The 18,092-nt window shown below is 70.9% G+C and carries 8 protein-coding genes; 3 read left to right on the plus strand and 5 right to left on the minus strand.

From position 1 onward, the window contains the following. Window positions 1-459 precede the first annotated feature (459 nt). Window positions 460-1,071, minus strand: a complete 612-nt coding sequence (locus ACGFNH_RS04445) for a PAS domain S-box protein (protein WP_393652213.1) — start codon at window positions 1,069-1,071, stop codon at window positions 460-462. Window positions 1,072-3,118: 2,047 nt separating this feature from the next. On the opposite strand from ACGFNH_RS04445, the gene ACGFNH_RS04450 reads away from it, so the two are divergent. The 3 genes from ACGFNH_RS04450 to ACGFNH_RS04460 all read left to right on the plus strand — a co-directional run bounded on the left by ACGFNH_RS04450 (window position 3,119) and on the right by ACGFNH_RS04460 (window position 11,097). After that, on the plus strand, window positions 3,119-5,947 hold the full coding sequence (locus tag ACGFNH_RS04450; protein ID WP_393651518.1) for an AAA family ATPase: 2,829 nt from the start codon (window positions 3,119-3,121) through the stop codon (window positions 5,945-5,947). A 1,036-nt stretch (window positions 5,948-6,983) separates the two neighbouring features. Then, window positions 6,984-7,721, plus strand: coding sequence for a LuxR C-terminal-related transcriptional regulator (locus ACGFNH_RS04455; protein ID WP_393651519.1), 738 nt, complete (start codon window positions 6,984-6,986; stop codon window positions 7,719-7,721). A gap of 430 nt (window positions 7,722-8,151) precedes the next feature. Continuing rightward, window positions 8,152-11,097 (plus strand): ATP-binding protein, encoded by a 2,946-nt coding sequence (locus tag ACGFNH_RS04460; RefSeq protein WP_393651520.1) that lies wholly within the window; start codon window positions 8,152-8,154, stop codon window positions 11,095-11,097. On the opposite strand, the gene ACGFNH_RS04465 is transcribed toward ACGFNH_RS04460, so the two are convergent. The 4 genes from ACGFNH_RS04465 to ACGFNH_RS04480 form a co-directional block, all read right to left on the minus strand. Next, the gene (locus ACGFNH_RS04465) at window positions 11,058-11,840 is read right to left on the minus strand and encodes a 4'-phosphopantetheinyl transferase (RefSeq protein WP_393651521.1); all 783 of its coding nucleotides are present in this window, start codon (window positions 11,838-11,840) and stop codon (window positions 11,058-11,060) included. The two genes, ACGFNH_RS04460 and ACGFNH_RS04465, sit on opposite strands and share 40 nt — an antisense overlap. Window positions 11,841-11,870: 30 nt before the next feature. Further along, window positions 11,871-13,598, minus strand: coding sequence for a 3-hydroxyacyl-CoA dehydrogenase family protein (locus tag ACGFNH_RS04470; protein ID WP_393651522.1), 1,728 nt, complete (start codon window positions 13,596-13,598; stop codon window positions 11,871-11,873). 259 nt (window positions 13,599-13,857) lie between these two features. Continuing rightward, entirely contained in the window at window positions 13,858-16,692 is a 2,835-nt protein-coding gene (locus tag ACGFNH_RS04475; protein ID WP_393651523.1) for an AAA family ATPase, read from the minus strand. A 373-nt stretch (window positions 16,693-17,065) separates the two neighbouring features. Beyond that, complete coding sequence (locus tag ACGFNH_RS04480) at window positions 17,066-18,088, minus strand: ATP-dependent DNA ligase (RefSeq protein WP_393651524.1); 1,023 nt, start codon at window positions 18,086-18,088, stop codon at window positions 17,066-17,068. Window positions 18,089-18,092: the final 4 nt, after the last annotated feature.

Genomic DNA, 18,092 nt, shown 5'->3' on the forward strand with positions numbered 1-18,092 from the left:
GAAGAAGGCGCATACACGGCGCCGATGATGCTTCCGTAACCAAAATGACCATATGCAAATGAGCGGTCACCAAATACCAGCCCCCGGCGTACGCCGGGGGCTTTGCACTCTTAACGGCAACGGAATGTGCCGCCATCAGGACAACTGACTGGGCATCATCTTCCTTTGCCGCAGCGAGAATTGAGGAATTCTTCAGCCCTTGGCGATCTGCGTTCATGACGCGATCCTGGTGGGCACCATCGTGCAAATCTCTTTGCACTACGCGGCCGAGACGCCCCTCACGCCAGGTGCCCCGACCGGTTCTCCCGGCCGGGGCACCTGCCCGGTGACGTCCGACAAACGGCCGCGCTCCCCCGACCTGCGGGATGCCGCACTCTCCGACCGCCGAACGACAGCGGCCGCGACGGTCGTGGTGGACCCTGTCGCGGCCGGCTGTTCAGCCCCGCCTCCCCGCGGGACTCACTTCACGTACTCCTCCACCACCTTGGGCGGCCAAGTGCCGAACTTCAGCACACCCATCGAGTAGGCGCGGGAGACCAGCGCGGAACGGTTGGGCACGCTCAGACTGCGGAGCAGTCGCGTGACGTGGTACTCGACGCCTTGCCGGCTCAGGTAGAGCCGCCTGGCGAGCGGGATGGTGGGGACTCCGGCCGCGATGCCTTCGAGGATCTTTGCGTCGATCTCACTGAGCATCTTCCTGCGGTCGGTGACGACACCCACGTTCTCGGAGTCCTGCGTCGCCCGCATCAGCACCAGAATGGAAGCGAGTTCGGGAACGTGACGGCCGCGTACGCCGACTGCCACGAGCGGGGCGGCGAAGGCGGAGTCCGGACCCACGGCGATGACTTCCGCGGCGAACCGGTGGCGTCGCCCCTCGAGCAGCCGGGCGAACTGTTGCATCAGCGGCTGCCGGCCGCTGGGATGCACCAGATCACAGAAGCTGCGGCCGCAGATCTCCTCCGACGAGCCGCCGAACTGCCGGAAGAACTCCTGATTGGCCTGCCGGATGGTCAGCCTTCGGTCGAGAGTGACCATGTGCACACCGGACTTGTCGAACGACAGCTCCTCCACCCCCGACTCGGAGAGCGGGGCCTCCGAGCCTTGCGATGCGTGCGCTGCTGAATCCACCAGGACATCTACGGAAGTCGACAATTGACTCGTTCCCTTCGAAGTACGTGATACGCGCGGGGGGAACTGTGCGAGAGTCGCGGGGAAATCCCCGGGGAATCACTGAACTCGGTCGGTACTGAATGTGGGGGGTGACGATCGCCGCGGGGGTCCGATCGTCCCTGATTCCGCGAATCGACCCTAGGCAGCCGCGGTGGACAGGGTCAATCGAGTACGAGTGCAATTGCCTAACCCTGTGGTTCCCGAGCCGAAACACTTCGGTCCCGGGCACCCTCTTGGTTCGGTGCGGTTCGGTACGGTCACGCCCTCCACCAGGGCACTCTTCCGCACAGCGGGTCAACACTCGCTCGCCGCGGGTAATCCGTCATTCTGCTGAACGACCCGCCCGCCACACAATCCCCCGGGCGGGACCCCGGCGGGAGCGGACCGGACACATGGAATTCGGAAGGCGTTGCGGGAAGCCGACGAAAAACCCGGACCTCATGGGGCGGGCCGGTTCCGCATCGAAGGCGACCGCGACGCCCGAACCCCGACCCGGGAGCCGAGAAAGAGGAAGGACCTGCCGCGGGCCGGCACCACGCGCACCCGCGGGAAACCCCCGCAGGAGAACCGATCGTCATTTTCGAGGGGAGCCGTCGTACCACGCGCCCCGAGGAAATCGCCGGATTCCCATAGCGGCGAAGGCGCCACGAAGGAGCCACCGCATCGCACGCGCCGGTCCCCCGCCGCGAGGTCCGTGCCGCACCACCGGGCGAAGTCCGGATCGCGCACCACCCGCACCCGTTCACCCCACGTGGAAGGTGGTCGGAGAGCCCCGCCCACCGAGGGCGAACGGGCCGATGACTTCCGAACGACGCCCCGTCAGCTCCAGCCGGGCCAGGTGCCCGCCGACTCCGCCATCCGCTCGCGCCCTTCGCCCGCACCGCCCTCAGCCGCGTCTCCGTAAAGGCAGCGCCCGCCCATGCACTGACCATCGGTGACTTGCACAGGAAAGCAGCCCCGGCTCGATGAACTCCCTAGACCTCGCGGCCATACGGGCCGATCACCCGAGCGGAGGGCTGCGGGCAGGACGCGAGAGACCCCCCGAGTGGGGGGAGTTCAGAGCCTCCCGAACGCCTGGACCGGGCCCCTGGGCACCGTACGCACAAGTCCGAACCTCTGAACTTCCTCAAGTGCGTTGCCCCGTGACTGCGCCGAGCGGACGATCGCAGCGTCGTGTTCCGGGAAGCCCTGGAAGCGGCATGCCCCATTCCGTCCAGATGTGCGCATCCCGACCCCGCGGCGGCCGGGCGAAAACACCGGCCAAGTCCGGAAATGAGCGGGAACACGTAAGTTCGACACAGGAGCAAGGAGTTGGCGCACAGCGGCGGCGATCCATCCGACGGGGTTCAGCCGTACGGCCGGGCCGAGTTCAAAGGATCACGAAGACCCGGACGGCGTTTCCGCGGAGTGCGTTCGCGGCGCGCGAGCGACGGCGCGGACCCGGGCGTGACAGCCACGGAACCGGGCGGCCCGGAGTCGTACGCGTCGCTCCGCGCAGCCGGGGCAGATGGTGCTCATAAGCCCGCCCTCTCGGGGCGCATGACCCCTGCCGAAGTGGGCATCCGTCGGACCCCGGGGTGCAGGATCCCCCGCTCTTCGGGGAGGGGAGTGCGCAGATGAGGCCCACCCGGCTCGCGGAACCCACCCGAATCGGCCCCTTCGGCCGACCGTCCACCGGCCCGGCCGGTGCGGCGTACGCCGCCGATGTGGCGTACGTCACTTCGCCTGGCGCGGAAATCCTCGCCTCACTTCCGGCAGAAGGCCCTGAGCAGCCACAATGGCACCTCCACGCCCTCTTCACGGCATCTCCTCATGACCTCGTAGAAAACACGGGGTTTCTTTCACCCCTGTTACCCCGAGCGGTATGCGGCAAGGAGAACAGTCATTGGACATGACCTGTCCTGAGGAGTCGACACCTGTCCGGAACGATCGCGTGGGGAGGGATCTCGTGCTGATAGACCGGGATGCCGAACTGAGCCGGGTCGCCGTGGCACTTCGCCGCGCGCAGGCCGGCCGCGGGGCCTTCGTTCTGGTCAGCGGTCCGCTGGGGATCGGTAAGTCCGCGCTGCTCGACGAGATCGGCGAGCGCGGCGCCCGTCTGGACGCCACGGTCCTGCGGGCGGGCGCGGCTCCGATGGAGCGGGACTTCCCTCTCGGGGTCATACGTCAGCTGCTGGAACCCGCATTGCGCCGCGCTCCCGAGGACGCCGTGGCGCGCTGGACGGCGGGAGACGCCCATGACGCCCTCTCGGCGCTGAGCGACGACGCCTTCGGGGCGGACGCCGCCCGTCCGGCCGACGACGGCGACGAGACGACTTTGCACAGCCTGACCACCCTGTTCGAGAACGTCGCCCGCGACCAGCCCCTGCTGATCCTGGTCGACGATCTCCACTGGACGGACGTGGCCACCCTTCGCTGGCTGCAGCACCTGGTGAAGCGCGTGGAGAGCGCACCGATCCTGCTGGCCTGCACGGTCCGCGACGGATGTGTGCTCTCCGGGCGTGCGCCCGTACGCGAGCTGGTGACACGCGCGACGCACACGCTCCGCCCCCAGCCGCTCCATCTCCGCGCCTCGCGCGCCATGGTCCGGGTGAGCAGCCCGGAACCCGCCGACGAGGAGTTCGTCGCCGCCTGTCACGCCGCAGCCGGCGGCAACCCCGCCTTCCTCGCCTCGATCGTCGAGGAATCCGCGGCACGCGGGCTCAGACCCCTGGCCCAGAACGCCGGAGCCCTCGCCGCTCTGCGGCCCGCCTCGCTGCGGCAGCGTCTGCTGCAGTGCCTGGAGGCACAGAGTCCGCGTGTGCTGCGGCTGGCACGTGCACTGGCCGTGCTCGGCGACGACACCGACGTGGAGCTCCTGGGATCGCTCTCCGCGCTCGACGCGGCGGGCCGCGACGACAGCCTGCGGGTGCTGACCAGGCTGGGTCTGGTCTCGTCCGACGATCAGGCCCGCTTCGTGCACCCGGTCGTACGGGACGCGGCCCTGGAGGGCATGTCGACCGCGGACCGTACGGCGACGCATGCCCGCGCGGCCGAGCTTCTCCACCAGGCCGGGCGCCCCGTCGAGCAGGTGGCCGACCAGCTGATGGCGATCAACGCGCCGCAGGACGCCTGGGCGCGGCAGGTGCTGCGCGCGGCGTCGGAGAGCGCCCTGCACAGGGGCGAGGCCGAGGCGTCCGCCCGCTACCTGCGGTGCGCGCTGCTCGACAGCTTCCCCCACGGCTCGGACCGTGGGCGTCTCCTGGTCGACCTGGCCACCGCGGAGCGCAGCTTCGCCCCGCTGGCGGCGGTGCGCCACATGTCCCAGGCGATACCGCTGCTGGACTCGGCCGCCGACCGGGCCGATGCCATGACCCGCCTCGCCCCGATCGTGCTCGCCTCGTCCCTGCTGCCCGTCCACGACTCGCTGCGGCAGGTCGCGGACGAACTGGGCGACGAGCGGCAACTGCGCGGGCGCGAACGGGAACTCGCACTCCGGCTGGAGGCGCGGCTCCGCCACACCTGCACCTCGAACCCGGTGCAGCTCTCCGACTCGGTCGTACGGCTCAAGATGCTGGGCCCCGACCCCGCGATGGACACACCCGCGGAACGCGAGCTGCTCGCGATGCTGCTCGCCTCGGCCACCTGCGCCAACGCCCTGCCGGCGGCAGAGGTGGGCGAGCTGTGCGAGCGCATCCTGAAGCGGGAACCGGCATACCTCTCGCATGTGCACACGGCGATGCCGATGGTCGTCGCCAGCATGGTCGCCGCCGACTCCACACAGACCCTGGGCCCCTGGCTGGAAGCAGCACGGGAAGAAGCCGCCCGCGGCGGGAACCGCGTCGAGCAGGCCCTCATCCGCAGCGAGCAGGCCCTCACCTCCCTCGCCCACGGCCGCCTCAACGAGGCAAGACCCTTCGCGACCGAGGCGTTCGAGCTGGCCGGCACGGAACACGACGGCGTCGGCGTCGTCGCGGCCGTGTCGCTCGCTCTGGTCGCCATCCAGTCCCGGGATGTCTCACTCGCCCAACAGCTGCTCGGCGGCCGCTACCGCGCCACCAACGAGTCCTACCTCTGGGCCCTGCTCACGATCCTGGGCGGCACGCTCGCCCTCACCAAGGGCGATCCGCGCACCGCGCTCGACCACTTCTACGACGCCGGGCACCGCATGGAGCAGTACAGCTGGCGCAATCCCGCCCTGCTCCCGTGGGCCTCCCATGCCGCCGTCGTGCACTACCACCTGGGCGAGCACGAGCGGGCCGCAGCGCTGAGCCAGCAGGAAGTGGAACTCGCCCAGCTGTGGGGCGCCCCGTCGGCACTCGGCCGGGCACTCACCGCGCAGGGCCGCGTGACCGACGGCCTGCCGGGAGTGGCGATGCTGCGGGACGCGGTCGACGTGCTGGAAGGGGCCACCAACCACTTCGAGTTGTCGCGTGCGCTCCTGGCACTGGGTGACCGGCTCGGCGTCGACTCACCGGAGGGTGAGGCAGCGCTCCGCAGGTCGCACACGCTCTCGGTGGCGTCCGGCGCGACGCGGGTGGCCGACCAGGCCGCGTCCCGGCTCGGGAGCACCGTGCTCAACAGTCCCGTACCGGTCCGCGGCCGGCTCACCCCCGCCGAGCTGAAGGTGGCGAAGCTCGCCGCGGGCGGGCTCAGCAACCAGGCCATCGCCGATGATTTCGGCATCAGCTGCCGGGCCGTCGAGAAACACCTCACGAACTGCTACCGGAAATTGTCCATCACGGGCAGGTCGGTCCTCGCAAGCGCGCTGCAGGACCTCGGAAGCGAATCCGGGTGAAATTTTCCTCGCCCTGAGGAACACAACTCGGCACCACCACGGCCCGCTCCCCCTTTGTCAAATCCTTGGCTACTCTTCAGTAAGCATGTGCTGTGAAACCTTCTCCGGAGTCGGGACCACTCGGCTGACGCGTTCACTCGGATCGGACCATCTCGCCTCGGGCGACCCTCAACGCAAGAACTTCGCTCAGCGTGCATGTGCCAAGGGGATTTTCCGGTGAACGAACGGAACGCCGGATCCCCGCCCGGCGCGGGACACAACCTGGCGATTCGCCGACCGCACGTTGAAGAGTTCGAAGCACGCGGCTACCGAGCCGTCGCCATCTGCGCATTGGACTGGACCTGGGCTCGCGGACGATGCGGTAGGGTGCCGGTCACCGTCGATCCGACGGCCGAGACCGCAGGTGGCACGTGGTGCCAGCAGTCGCATGACGCGTGAATGTCTCGGGTGCGAGCCGACGCGGAAGGGCGTGGGCGACCCGTACGAGCCCCGGCGCCCCGAGCGGCCAGCCGCCCGTGGAGCGCGGGCGCAAGCACAGGAAAACGCCTTCGAGTTTCCCCGCGAAGTCATTCGAGTTACACGAGGAAGAAGGGGTCCGGATTCCCGGAATCACCTCCCGGAACCTTACCACCTCACCAGCGGAGTTCCGCTCCCCGCATCGCCGATATGTCCATTTAGGCCCGATTCTGCATTTCCTCGCGGCAGTTGATCCGTCATGCGACTCCGGGGCCCCCAATGGCCCCTGAACAAGCCGCCCGCTACTCCACGGAACGACCACATCACACCCAGGAGTTGCGAGGACCGTACCCACCGAACCATGGCACCACAGTGTTTTGGTTCTACGCCCATATACTCGTTGACCCGCCGCCGAAAGCGTTCTTAGGCTCACGAACAGAGTTTCGCGGCATCTTCACAAATGCCGCTCGGCACATCCGAATTCCCCCAACCGGTTGTCCGTATCAGAAAGCGGTGGCTCACAATGACTGCCCCCCACTACGCCGCCCCGGTCAGCCTTCCGGCCCCAGCCCTCACTTCGGTGCCTGGTACCCAGTCGGACGGCATGCCGGCGGCGGCCCGCCAACTCGCGGGCCAGCACGTCACCTGCATGGCGAGCCTCGACCCCGGCCTGCGGGTTCAAGCGGCGGACGCGGACTTCTTCCGGCAGTTCGGCCGGGAAGCCGCGGACACCTGCGGAAGGAGTCTCTATGAACTGCTGCACCCCAGCGCACCTGCTCTGCTGAGCCGGCGCTTCGCCCGCCTCGCCGAGGGCCGGCGCTCCCGGTTCGTCGAGCGCGTGGTCGCTGTGCGCGGCAATGAGGGCGTGTTCTCCGGCGAGCTCACCGGCATCGCCGTACGGAGCGAGACCGGCCGCCCGCCCTCTTATGTCGTGATATTCCGTGCGGATGAGGAGACTTCGGCCTCCAGCACGGTGGCACCGCAGCGAGTGCTCTCCCAGCTCCACGCCCAGATCCTGGAGGGCGTGGCGAGCGGAGCCTCGACGGTCCAGCTCGCGGCGCGGCTCTACCTGAGCCGTCAGGGCATCGAGTACCACGTCGGCCTCATGCTGCGCCGGTTCAGGGTCCCCAACCGCGCCGCCCTGGTCGCGCGGGCCAACTCCATGGGGATGCTGACGGTCGGCGTATGGCCTCCGCGCGTACTCTCGGAGTACGTGGAGGACCGCGAGGGCCCGCGCACCAAGACCAAGACGGAGCCGTTCATCCCCCGGTGCCGCGCGAGCAGCGAAGGACCCGCGCGACTGGCATCTTCCTCCTGAGGGCCGCCCGGGATTCCCCCGGGCACCCTGGGGGCCGGTCGGCCCTCGCACAGCCCCCATACCGCGGCGCTCGCTCTCCACCACCCCCCGGGGCGAGCGCCTCCATCCGCTCCGGACGATTCCCCACCCGGGAGTCGTCCGGCCTCGATCGCTCCGGACCTCCCTCGCCGGGACCCGGACGGTGTCCACCGCTCCCCAAGCGTCCTCGACCGGGCGCGGCCGGGGCCGTGCCCTATTGCTCGATGCGCTTGCCGCACGTCGCCCACGGGCCGTGCCACACCCCCCGCTGTCCGGTTTGTCCATACTGGCCGTTCATCTTCCGGACGCGATTCAGCGAGGTATACCGTGTGGCCACGCACGCGTGGTGTCGGTACGGCGGGCAGGGCCCAGCGGCCCGATCGCAGCCGCACCCACAAGTGGGAGAGACCAGGTGAACGCGCGCCCCCCGCATGGCACAGCCGGACGGAATGACGGCTGGACGCCGCTCGTCGACCGCGAGCGCGAACTGTCCGTACTCCTCGCCCTGCTGCGCGATGCCCACCAGGGCACCGGAAGCATGGTTCTGCTGGAGGGGCCCGTCGGCATCGGCAAGAGCCTCCTCCTGCGGCGCCTGGCGTGCGAAGCGGGACAGGACGGGCTGCGGGTCCTGGAGGCCCACTGCGACACCCTGGAACGGGACTTCCCGTTCGGCCTCGTACGCCACCTCTTCGGGCCACTGTTCAGGTCGCTCCATGCCCCCGAGCGGGAGCGCCTTCTGGCGGGCAACGCCCAGGCCGCGATGCAGGCGCTCAGTGCGAACGTGTTCAGCGGTGACGCCGTGATGGCGACGGAGGACGTGTCGCACGCGGTGCTGCACGGTCTCTACTGGTTCACCTGCAACCTGGCCGAGGTCTCGCCCCTTGTCATCGTCGTCGACGACGCGCACAGCGCTGACGTGGCATCCCTGCGCTTCCTGGCCCATCTCGCCCGGCGCATCGAGGGCTTGCCGATCATCCTCGCGCTCTCCCGCCGCACCGGCGATCCGGGCACCGACCCGGCCCTGTTCGAAGAGGTGGTCGGCCAGCCGCGGTGCCAGGTTCTGCGCCCCCAGCCGCTGACGGAGGACGGGGTCGCCAGGATGGTCGAGGCGACCCTGCGCCATCAGGCCGACGGGCAGTTCTCCGCCGCCTGCCTCGCCGCGACGGGCGGCATCCCACTGCTCGTACGGGCGCTGCTCACGGTGATGTGGCTGCACGGCGACCTGCCGACCACCGCCGGGCTCGAATACGCGACGGCACAGGGCGGCCAGTTCTTCCAGGAGGCCGTGCTCTGCGTCCTCCGGCGGCAGCCCGAGTCGGTTCCCGCCGCCCAGGCGATGGCCGTCATCGGCGACAACGCCTCCCCCGAGGTGTGCGCGCGGCTGGCCGGCATCAGTGAGTCCGCGCTCCTCGGCGCCATGCGCACACTGCGGTCCAACGGTCTGCTGACCGCCTCCGACGACGGCATGGCCTGGTCGTTCAACCACGGCCAGATACGCGAGGTCGTCCTCGCCCAGATGCGTCCGGACGAGCTGGCCGACGCCCACCACCGCGCCGCACGGCTCCTCCTGGCCCTGGGAGCGCCGGCGGAACAGGTCTCGGCGCACCTGCTGATGACCGAGCTCCCCGCCACCGAGGACTGGGCGGTCAGCGTGCTGCTGGAGGCGGCCCGGGAAGCGTCGTCGCGCGGCGCGCCGCGGCTCGCCGTCGACCTGCTGCGGCCCTGCCTGCGCGGGCGCATCCAGTCCTCCACCGATGTCGCCGTCCTCATCGAACTCGGCTTCGCGGAAACGGCCGTGGACGTCCACGCCAGCGTCCGGCATCTGCGGCTCGCGCTGGAACACGTGGAGGATCCCGTCCAGCGCTTCCGCGTGGTGACCGCGCTCGCCAGCAACCTGGTGCACAGCGAATGGCCTCAGGAGGCCGTACGAGTCCTCGCCGAGCAGGCCTCGACGATCGAGGACCCGACCGGTGACCTGGCCCGCTGCCTCAAGGCCCAGCGGCTGATGGCCTCCCTCGAGGATTTGCGGACTCTGCGGGCGGCATCCGACGAATTCCCGCTGGACCTCGGGCTCCCGGGGAACACACCGGGCGAGCGCGCTCTGCTGGCCGCACAGGCGAGGGTCAGCGTCGTACGGGAGGATCTGGCGGGTGCCTCGGTCTCCGCCGCCCGCCGCATGCTCGAACGCAGCGTCCCCAACACCGACTCGCCGCTGTTCCAGACGACGGCGGCAATGGTCCTGCTGTACGGCGGTTACCCCGGCGAAGCGGATGCGGCATACCAGCGCATTCTGGACAGCGCCTGGCAGAGTCAGAGCCTGCTGTCCTTCAGTCTCAGCACCGGCATGCGCGCTGAGGCCGCCTACCGCCTCGGCGCGCTCGCGGGAGCCCTGGCGGGCACCATGACGGCGCTCTACCTCGCTCCCCGTGACGAGTGGTGCCACTCGCTCGTCCTCCCCGTGGCCACGCAGATCCACGCACTGCTGGAGTCGGGCGACCTCCAGGGCGCCGAGGCCGTGGCCGCCCAGGGTTTCCCCCCGTCCAGTGCCGACAGCTGGCAGTGGAACGAGTTCATGTGCGCACGGGGCCGGCTGCGTCTGGAACGCGGCGACGCACGCGGGGCCCTGGCCGACCTCCTCGAATGCGGCACGCGCCAGCACCAGTGGAACCGCACCAGCCCGGCCGTCTCCTCGTGGTGGGCGTGGGCGGCACGGGCCCACCACGCCCGGGGCGCCACCGGTGAGGCCCGCGAACTGGCCGATGACGCGGTGGAACGCGCGCGGCGAGGCGGCCTGCGGGACGCGCTGGGCGCCGGACTGCGCCTCCTGGCGGAGCTCGAGCCGGGCCCCCGCAAGCTCGCCCTCCTCGAAGAGGCCCTGTCCGTACTGGAGGAGTCGCCCTCCCAGCTCGAGCGTGCCCGTGTCCTCATCGACCTGGGCGTCGCGCTGCACGACCGGGACAACATCGCCCCCGCCCGCGAAGCACTGCACCGCGGGCTCGATCTGGCGCACACCATGGGTGCCCGGCCGCTGCGCTCCCGCGCCCACGAGGCGCTGCTCGCCACCGGTGCCCGGCCGCGCCGGGTGATGTCGCAGGGCCTGCAGTCGCTCACGCCGAGCGAGAGCCAGGTCGCTCAGCTCGCCGCTCGGGGCGGCACCAACAGGGAGGTCGCCGAAGCCCTGTTCGTCACCCAGCGCACGGTCGAGATGCACCTCACCTCCGTGTATCGGAAGCTCGGCGTCACCGGCCGCCGCGAACTGCGCGCCTTCTTCGGCGGTTCCGCCCCCGGCAAAGCCGCCGACGCCGGCTACGACGACCCTCACAGCGCCGACTGGGAGCGGACCGGAGCGCTCTGGTAGGAGACGGCGCTCCGGCCCGGTACGCCGCGGCGGGCCCCCGGTACGGCGATGCACGTGAGCAGCACTCCGTCATCGACCAGAAAGCGTCCGGTGAGGCCGGAGAGCGTCCGGTCGCCGAGTCGCCATGCCGGCGCCAGGAGGCGTACCGAGAACGTTCCTCCGGTCCGGGTCTCTCCCCCTGCCCTGTCCCTGCCCCCGGCCTCCGCGCCCCCGTGCTCCGGGTGGAACGTGACGGAGGCGTCCTCGAACTCCAGGCTCCGTCCCGTCAGGGGGAACCACACCTTGTAGACCGACTCCTTCGCACTGAACAGCAGCCGGTCCCATGGCACGTACCGGTCCCGGCCGGCGGGCCGCGGCAGCCGTGCCCGCTCCTCGGGGAGGGAAACGGCGTCGAGGATCCCGGCCGGCAACGGCCTCGCCGGCTCGGCGTCCACGCCGACCGCCGCGATGTCCTCGCTCCGGGCCACGACTGCCGCGCAGTACGCGTCGCAGTGGGTGATCGCGCCCACCACCCCGGCCGGCCACAGCGGTTCGCCGCGCGATCCGGACAGCAGCGGTCCCGGCGGCAGGCCGAGGAAGCCGAGCGCCTGCCGGGCACAGCTCCGGCCGACCGCGAACTCCCGCCGCCGTTTGGCCACCGCGTTGCCGACGACGGCCTCCTCCGCCGGGTGCAGCGCAGGAGCGGGCGGGTCCCCGAACACCTCGGCCACCGACAGGGTGTCCGGTAGAAGCTGATCGATCACGTGCGCTGACCTCCCGGGTCCGGCTGTGCGTCAGGCGGTCGCCGCGGCACGGCTCTCGGCGATCCGGAATCCGCTGCCGGTCTTGCGGCCCAAGTAGCCTGCCGCGACGAGCTGTTCCAGCGGCGCGGCCGGTACGGGGCCCGCGTCCGGCGCGGCCGCGTTCAGCCGCCGCAGGATGGCCAGCGACACATCGAGTCCGATGGCGTCGAGCAGGGCGAACGGGCCCACCGGATGCCCGAACGCCGTTGTCACCGCCGTGTCGATCTCCTCCACGGTCACATCGGTGCGCACGAGCATCCGGATCGCGTCGTTGAGATACGGGAACAGCAGGGCATTGACGATGAAGCCCGCCCGGTCCGTGCACTCCACCGCGTTCATGCCCAGCCGCCGGACCAGAGCATGCGCGGTGTCGCGCACGCCGTCCTCGGTGGCACCCGTGCGGACGACCTCCACCAGCTCGGTCGCCGGAACGGGGTGGAAGAAGTGGAGCCCGATCACCTGGGACGGGCGGCCGGTGGCGCTCGCGATGTCGGCCACCGAAAAGCTGGACGTGATCGTGGCGAGCGTCGCGCCCGGCTTCGCCACCGCGTCGATCTGCCCCATGACGGTGCGCTTGACGGGGAGTTCCTCGGCGACCGCCTCGATGACCAGGTCGCAGGTGGACAGTGCCGCGTAGTCGTCCGTCGCCTCGATGCGGCCGAGGACGTCGATGCGTTCTCCCTCGCTGATGCCTCCGCACCCCTCCGCCGCGGACAGGGATGTGTCGACGGCGGCGAACGCGGCACTCGCCTTGTCCCCGCCACGCGCCACGAGGGTGACCTCCAGCCCCGCACGGGCCACGACCTCGGCGATGCCGCAGGCCATCGTCCCCGACCCGACGACACCGATCCGGTCGAGGTCGCGGACCGGGCGGGCCTCCCTCCGCGTGTACGCGTCGGGAACCACCCTTCCGTCGTCGGTGTAGAGGTGGAAGCCCCGGCCCGATTTGCGGCCGAGGCGGCCCTTCTCGACCATCCGGTCGAGAAGGAGGGCGGGAAAGAGGCTGCGATTGCCCGTGCGGCAGTGCAAGGTCCGCAGCGTGTCGCGTACGGTGTCGAGCCCGATGAGATCGAGGAGTTGGAGCGGCCCGTAGGGCAGACCGCAACCGATGCGTACGGCGGTGTCGATGTCCTCAACGGTGGCGCAGTTCTGCTCCACCATCGCGACCGCGTGGTTGAGGTAGCCGTAGACCAGTTCGGTCGCCGCCTCGCCGGGCCCCCCGCCGACGCTCACGACATCGCTTCCGGCACGGTCCGCTACCCGCTGCGCGAGACCCACCGCGTCGGGCGAGGTCATCGACGTCCGCACCAGCTCCACGGAGCGGCCGAAGGGCGGAGGCAGGAAGAACCTCATGCCCAGCACCCGTTCCGGACAGCCCGATGCGATCGCGAGCTGCGCGACGGGCAGCGTGCCGCTCACCGTCGCCAGTACGGTGCCCGGCGAGCAGGCCGATCTGAGGCGCCGCAGCACATTCTCCTTGACGCCCAGGTCCTCCGACACGGACTCGATCACCAGATCGGCCCGCTTGAGGTCGGTGAGTTCGGTGCCCAGGCTCAGGACACGGGAGTCCAGGCGGTTCCGTACGCGGTGGACGACGCCCGGATCGTGATCCACTCCGACGACTTGGACGTCGGGACCGCTTCCGAGCAGCGCGCGGACGATTCCCTCCCCCAGGGAACCCAGGCCCATCACGCCGATCACGAGCGTCTGACCACCCATGTGACTGATTCCTTCCTGCCTGTCGGAGATGGAATGCGACACGAGCCCCACTGGCTCATCGTTGCTGACACGTCACTAGTGAACTCACCCGAACCGGCGACGTTCCCTCACGCCGGGTGGTGGAGGGACACCCGGCGCACGGTCTTGCCGTGCGCACTGCCGGTTCAACGGCCATGCGCCCGGACGGACTTGGGCCGGTCCGGCCCGTTCCGCCTTCACGCTTCCCCATCGCCCGGTGCCCGTTGGGGCGGTCGGCCGGTCAGGCCGTTCTGGGCAGGTAGCTGTGCAGGTCCGCGGGGAGGTCTCTTCGGACCTTGACGTTCAACTTGCGGTACACGCGGGTGAGATGCTGCTCGATGGTGCTCGACGTGATGTACAACTTTCCGGCGATCTCACGGTTCGTGTAGCCGACGGCGGCCAGAGCCGCCACCCGTCGTTCGGCGTCCGTGAGCGACGCGATCGGATCCACGTCCCCTCCGTTGCGCCCCGCGCTGTCGGGCCGGGTACGGCTGGGCAGCAGTTCCTCGCACAGCGGGGCCGCGTGGCACACGCTCGCCACGTGCCACGCACGGCGGGCGACCGTCCAGGCGCGGCGGTGCTCGCGCATGGCCCGGTGCGCACGGCTCAGGTCGCCGAGGGCCCGGGCCAGTTCGAACTGGTCACCGCAGTCCTCCAGAGTGGCCACCGCCTGGTCGAGCAGGTGCGGGCGGTCGTGGGCGTCGCCGGCGGCGGCGAGCAGCCGCAGAGCCGCACCGCGTGTCCGGTGTCCGCCCGTTCCCAGCCGCGCGAGCTGCTCGGTGATCAGCCGCTCGGCCTCGTCGCTGTGACCGCCGTGCAGCAGCCAGGCCTCGGCGGCGCTGGTGCGCCACGGTACGAGCCCCGGCGTGTCGATTCCCCACTCGGACATCAGCTCTCCGCTGGAGAGGAAGTCGGCGAGCGCCGCGTGGTGTCGGCCGGTGGCGAGGTAGTACTGCCCCCGGGCGTGCAGGTAGTGCAGCCCGTAGCGGGTCCTGAACATGCCCGGGGGGACCGGCTGTTCGAGGTGCGCGGCGGCTTTGTCGTGCCGGCCCATCCGGGTCGCGGCGCTGATGAGGCAGCCACGCGGCAGGCCGACGGCAACGCCCCATGCGGTCGGGTGCATGAGCGTGAGGGCTGTTTCCGCCTGGTCGTACGCGGTCGCCAGTTCGCCGCGGCGCAGCGCGATCTCCGCGCGGGCGGCGGCGACCATCGCTTGTCCCACCGCGGTCCCTTTGGCCCGGGCCTCGTCGAGGAGCTGGTCGCACCAGGGCTGTGCGATGTCGAGCCGGTCCGCGTAGATCAGGGCGTGCAGCGCGAGCAGGGCGGGTTCGAGGCCCCACGAGGTGCTGTCGCTCAACCGGGCGGCCTGCAAGACGTGTTCGGCGTCGGTGACGGCGCGCTCGGCGGCGTCCTGGGTGAGTACGCGCGACAGTGCGGCCGACGCTGTCAGGAGGGGACCGACGGTCGGGTCGACCAGCCCGCTCCGCCGCTTCACCGCCCCGGCCGGAGGCTGTACATGACGGGCCAGCCGCGGATGGGAACAGGTCAACCACAGCTCGGTCGCCCGGAGTTCGGCTGCCGCCTGCCCACCCTCCTCGTGCTCCGCCCGGCGTGCCCGCTCCAGTACATCGGCGGCGTCGTCGTCCCGTCCGTGCCAGATCAGGGGCACGATCAGCGCCGTGATGTCCCGGTCGGCGAGATGGCCGGCACGCAGGGCCGCGACGAGGGCGGGCAGCCGGCGCGCCGCGGCGGCGGGGTTGGTACGCGATTCGGCGCGGACCAGGGTGACCCCGGTGGCGGCCTTCTGCCGCGCGTCGGTGGAGCACCGGTGGGCGAGTTCCAGGTACTGGACGGCCAGATCGATCCGCTCGTCGCGCAGGGCGTGCTCGGCCGCCTCCTCCAGGACGGGTGCCATCGAGGCGTCCTCGGCGTCGGCCATGACGACGTAGGGCGCCACGTCCGCGGCGGGCGCGCCGTCGCCGTGCAGCAGGGCTGCAGCACGGAGATAGAGGCTCTTCCGCTCCCCGGTGGGCATGTCGTCCAGCACGGCGGAGCGGGCCTGGGCATGCCGGAAGCGGCCCTGGTCGAGAAGTCCGGCGTCGTTCATGGTGGCGATCGCGGCGGCCACGGTTTCTGCATCCGCGCCGATCAGGCGTCCCACCGCGCCGGGGGCCATCGGCGGCTCGTCCAGAACGGCGAGCGCGCGGGCCACCGGCAGCACTGCCGGTTCGCAGCGGTCGAGACAACTCATCAACGCCTGGCGGAAGTTGGGCCCGACAGGGATGTCCCCCGCGATGTCCGCGGCGTGCCCGTCCTCCAGCAGCGCCCGGACGAGGAGAGGGTTACCGCCGCTCACCCGGTACGCGCTCGCGGCGGGCCGGTCGGGTGTCCCCGACGCCGGGAGTCCGGCGAACACGGTGGCAACGCCACGTTCCGACAGCGGTACCAGGGTGATGCGGCGGCAGTGCGGGTGGCGGAGGAGTTCGGTGTGCAGCGGCGTGCGGGCCGTTCCGGGGCCTGCCGTCTCGGTCAGCACCAGCAGCACCCGGGCGGAGCCGAGTCTGCGGATGAGGGAGAGCAGCCAGCTCAGTGAGGGGAGGTCGGCATGCCGTACGTCCTCCACGCCGATCAGCACGGTCCGGTCCTCCGCCAGATCGAGCATTGCCAGGCACAGTGCGTTCAGGATCCGCGCGACGGAATGTTCGCCCGCTTCGGGACCGGCGGCGGAGTCCGCGGTCACGGCAGCCCCCGTCTCCAGAAGGGCGGCGACGTCATCGGCGCACTCGCCGGGCAGTTCCAGCGTGCGGAACAGCTGGCCGACCACCCCGAACGGGAGGGCGCTCTCCGACCGGGAGCAGACGGCCTTGAGGAACGTCGCACCGGAGCGGACCGCGTGGTCGGCGAAGGCATGGAGCAGTTCGGTCTTGCCGACGGCGACCGGGCCGGTCACCAGTGCCGTGCGTCCGCACCCCGCCATGGCGTCGGCCAGGTCCTTCTCGAGGCACGACCACGGCTCCTCGCGCTCGACCAGCGCCGTGGCCGGCTGAGCGCTCTCGTGGTCGGTCGTCCCCGCCATGCTCCAGAACCTCTCGCCCGATGCCCGCTCACCCGATGCCCGTGCTGCCACCGTTGACGGAGTACCCATCGTCACAGGTCGCGGGGGTCTGCTGAATCGTTGGACGGCCGAACTAGGGGATCTCCTCAACTTCCCCGGCGGCCGGGGCCACCCTCGTACGGCGTCCCCGAGGGGGGCCCGCACCGCCGCGTCCCGGGCCTCGGCGAGGAGTTGTCCCGCGGCGTGGTGTGGGACGACCTCCGGCCTCCCGCCGATGAGAAGCGCCGGCCTTCGTGGGTGCGGCACGGTGTGCGCCGATCGGACCGGACGCGACGGCGACCGTCGTACTGCCGGCGTGCACCAGGAGCCGTTGCCTTGAGGAGACGACGTTCCCTCAGCCGCGCAGCCGGGCCGGGCCCGCGCCCGCACTGTGGCCGTCGCCGAACGGCGGCACGTCCCCCGGTTCGATGTCGGCGCGGAGGCGCAGAGCCCGTACGGCATGGCGCCAGCGGCCCGCGTCGACCGCCACGTCGCCGAGGAATTCCATGACCTGCTCGGGTTCGACAGGCGTGAACTCCAGCTCCTCCGACCGCCCCCAGGACGCGGCGATGTGGGCGTGGGCCCACGGGTGCGTGGAGCCGGCGACGGTGAGCAGGTGGCCCAGGTCCTCCCGCAGGGCGGGGGTGAGCGGGGTGGAGCGGGCGGCCAGCCGGAGCGTGCCGCCCTGGTCGTAGCGGCCCAGGAGCACGGTGTCCGGTGCGGCGACGGGACCGGTGACCGCGGCGACGATGGCCTCGCTCGTCTCCCGCGCGCGGACCTTGAACCAGCCGCGGCGGCCCGGCCGGTACGGCTGGTCCCATCCCTTGGCGACCACGCCTTCGACACCGACGGGCGTCCAGAGCGTCAGCCACTGCTCGGCCTGCTCGCGGTCGCTCGTCACCGGGGTCAGGGTCCACGGCGCCGTCAGGTCATGGCGGGTGAACAGGTCCTCCAGGGCGGCGCGGCGAACGCGGTAGGGCTCATGGAGGAGTTCGGTGGTCCCCCGTTGCAGCAGGTCGAACACGACGTAGTGAGCGGGCTGGACGTGGGCGAGGCGCCGGGCGGTGTGCGGCGCGCGGTTGACGCGCTGCTGGAGCGCGCCGAACTGCAGCTTGCCGTCCACCATGATCACGACCTCGCCGTCGAGGACAACATCCTCGGGGAGCGCGGCGGCGGCCTCGGTGATCTCCGGGAAGGCGTCGTCGAGGCGCTTGCCGACGCGGGACAGCAGCTGGGTCGTTCCTCCGGTGCGGAACACCATCAGGCGGAAGCCGTCGTACTTCGGTTCCAGGGCGAGGCCGCCGGGCAGGGCGCTCGGTGCCGGCAGGGCGTCCGTGGCCGTGGCCAGCATCGGTTCGATCGGAGGAACGAGCACCACGTAG

Source organism: Streptomyces sp. NPDC048639 (assembly GCF_043199075.1).
GTDB lineage: Bacteria > Actinomycetota > Actinomycetes > Streptomycetales > Streptomycetaceae > Streptomyces.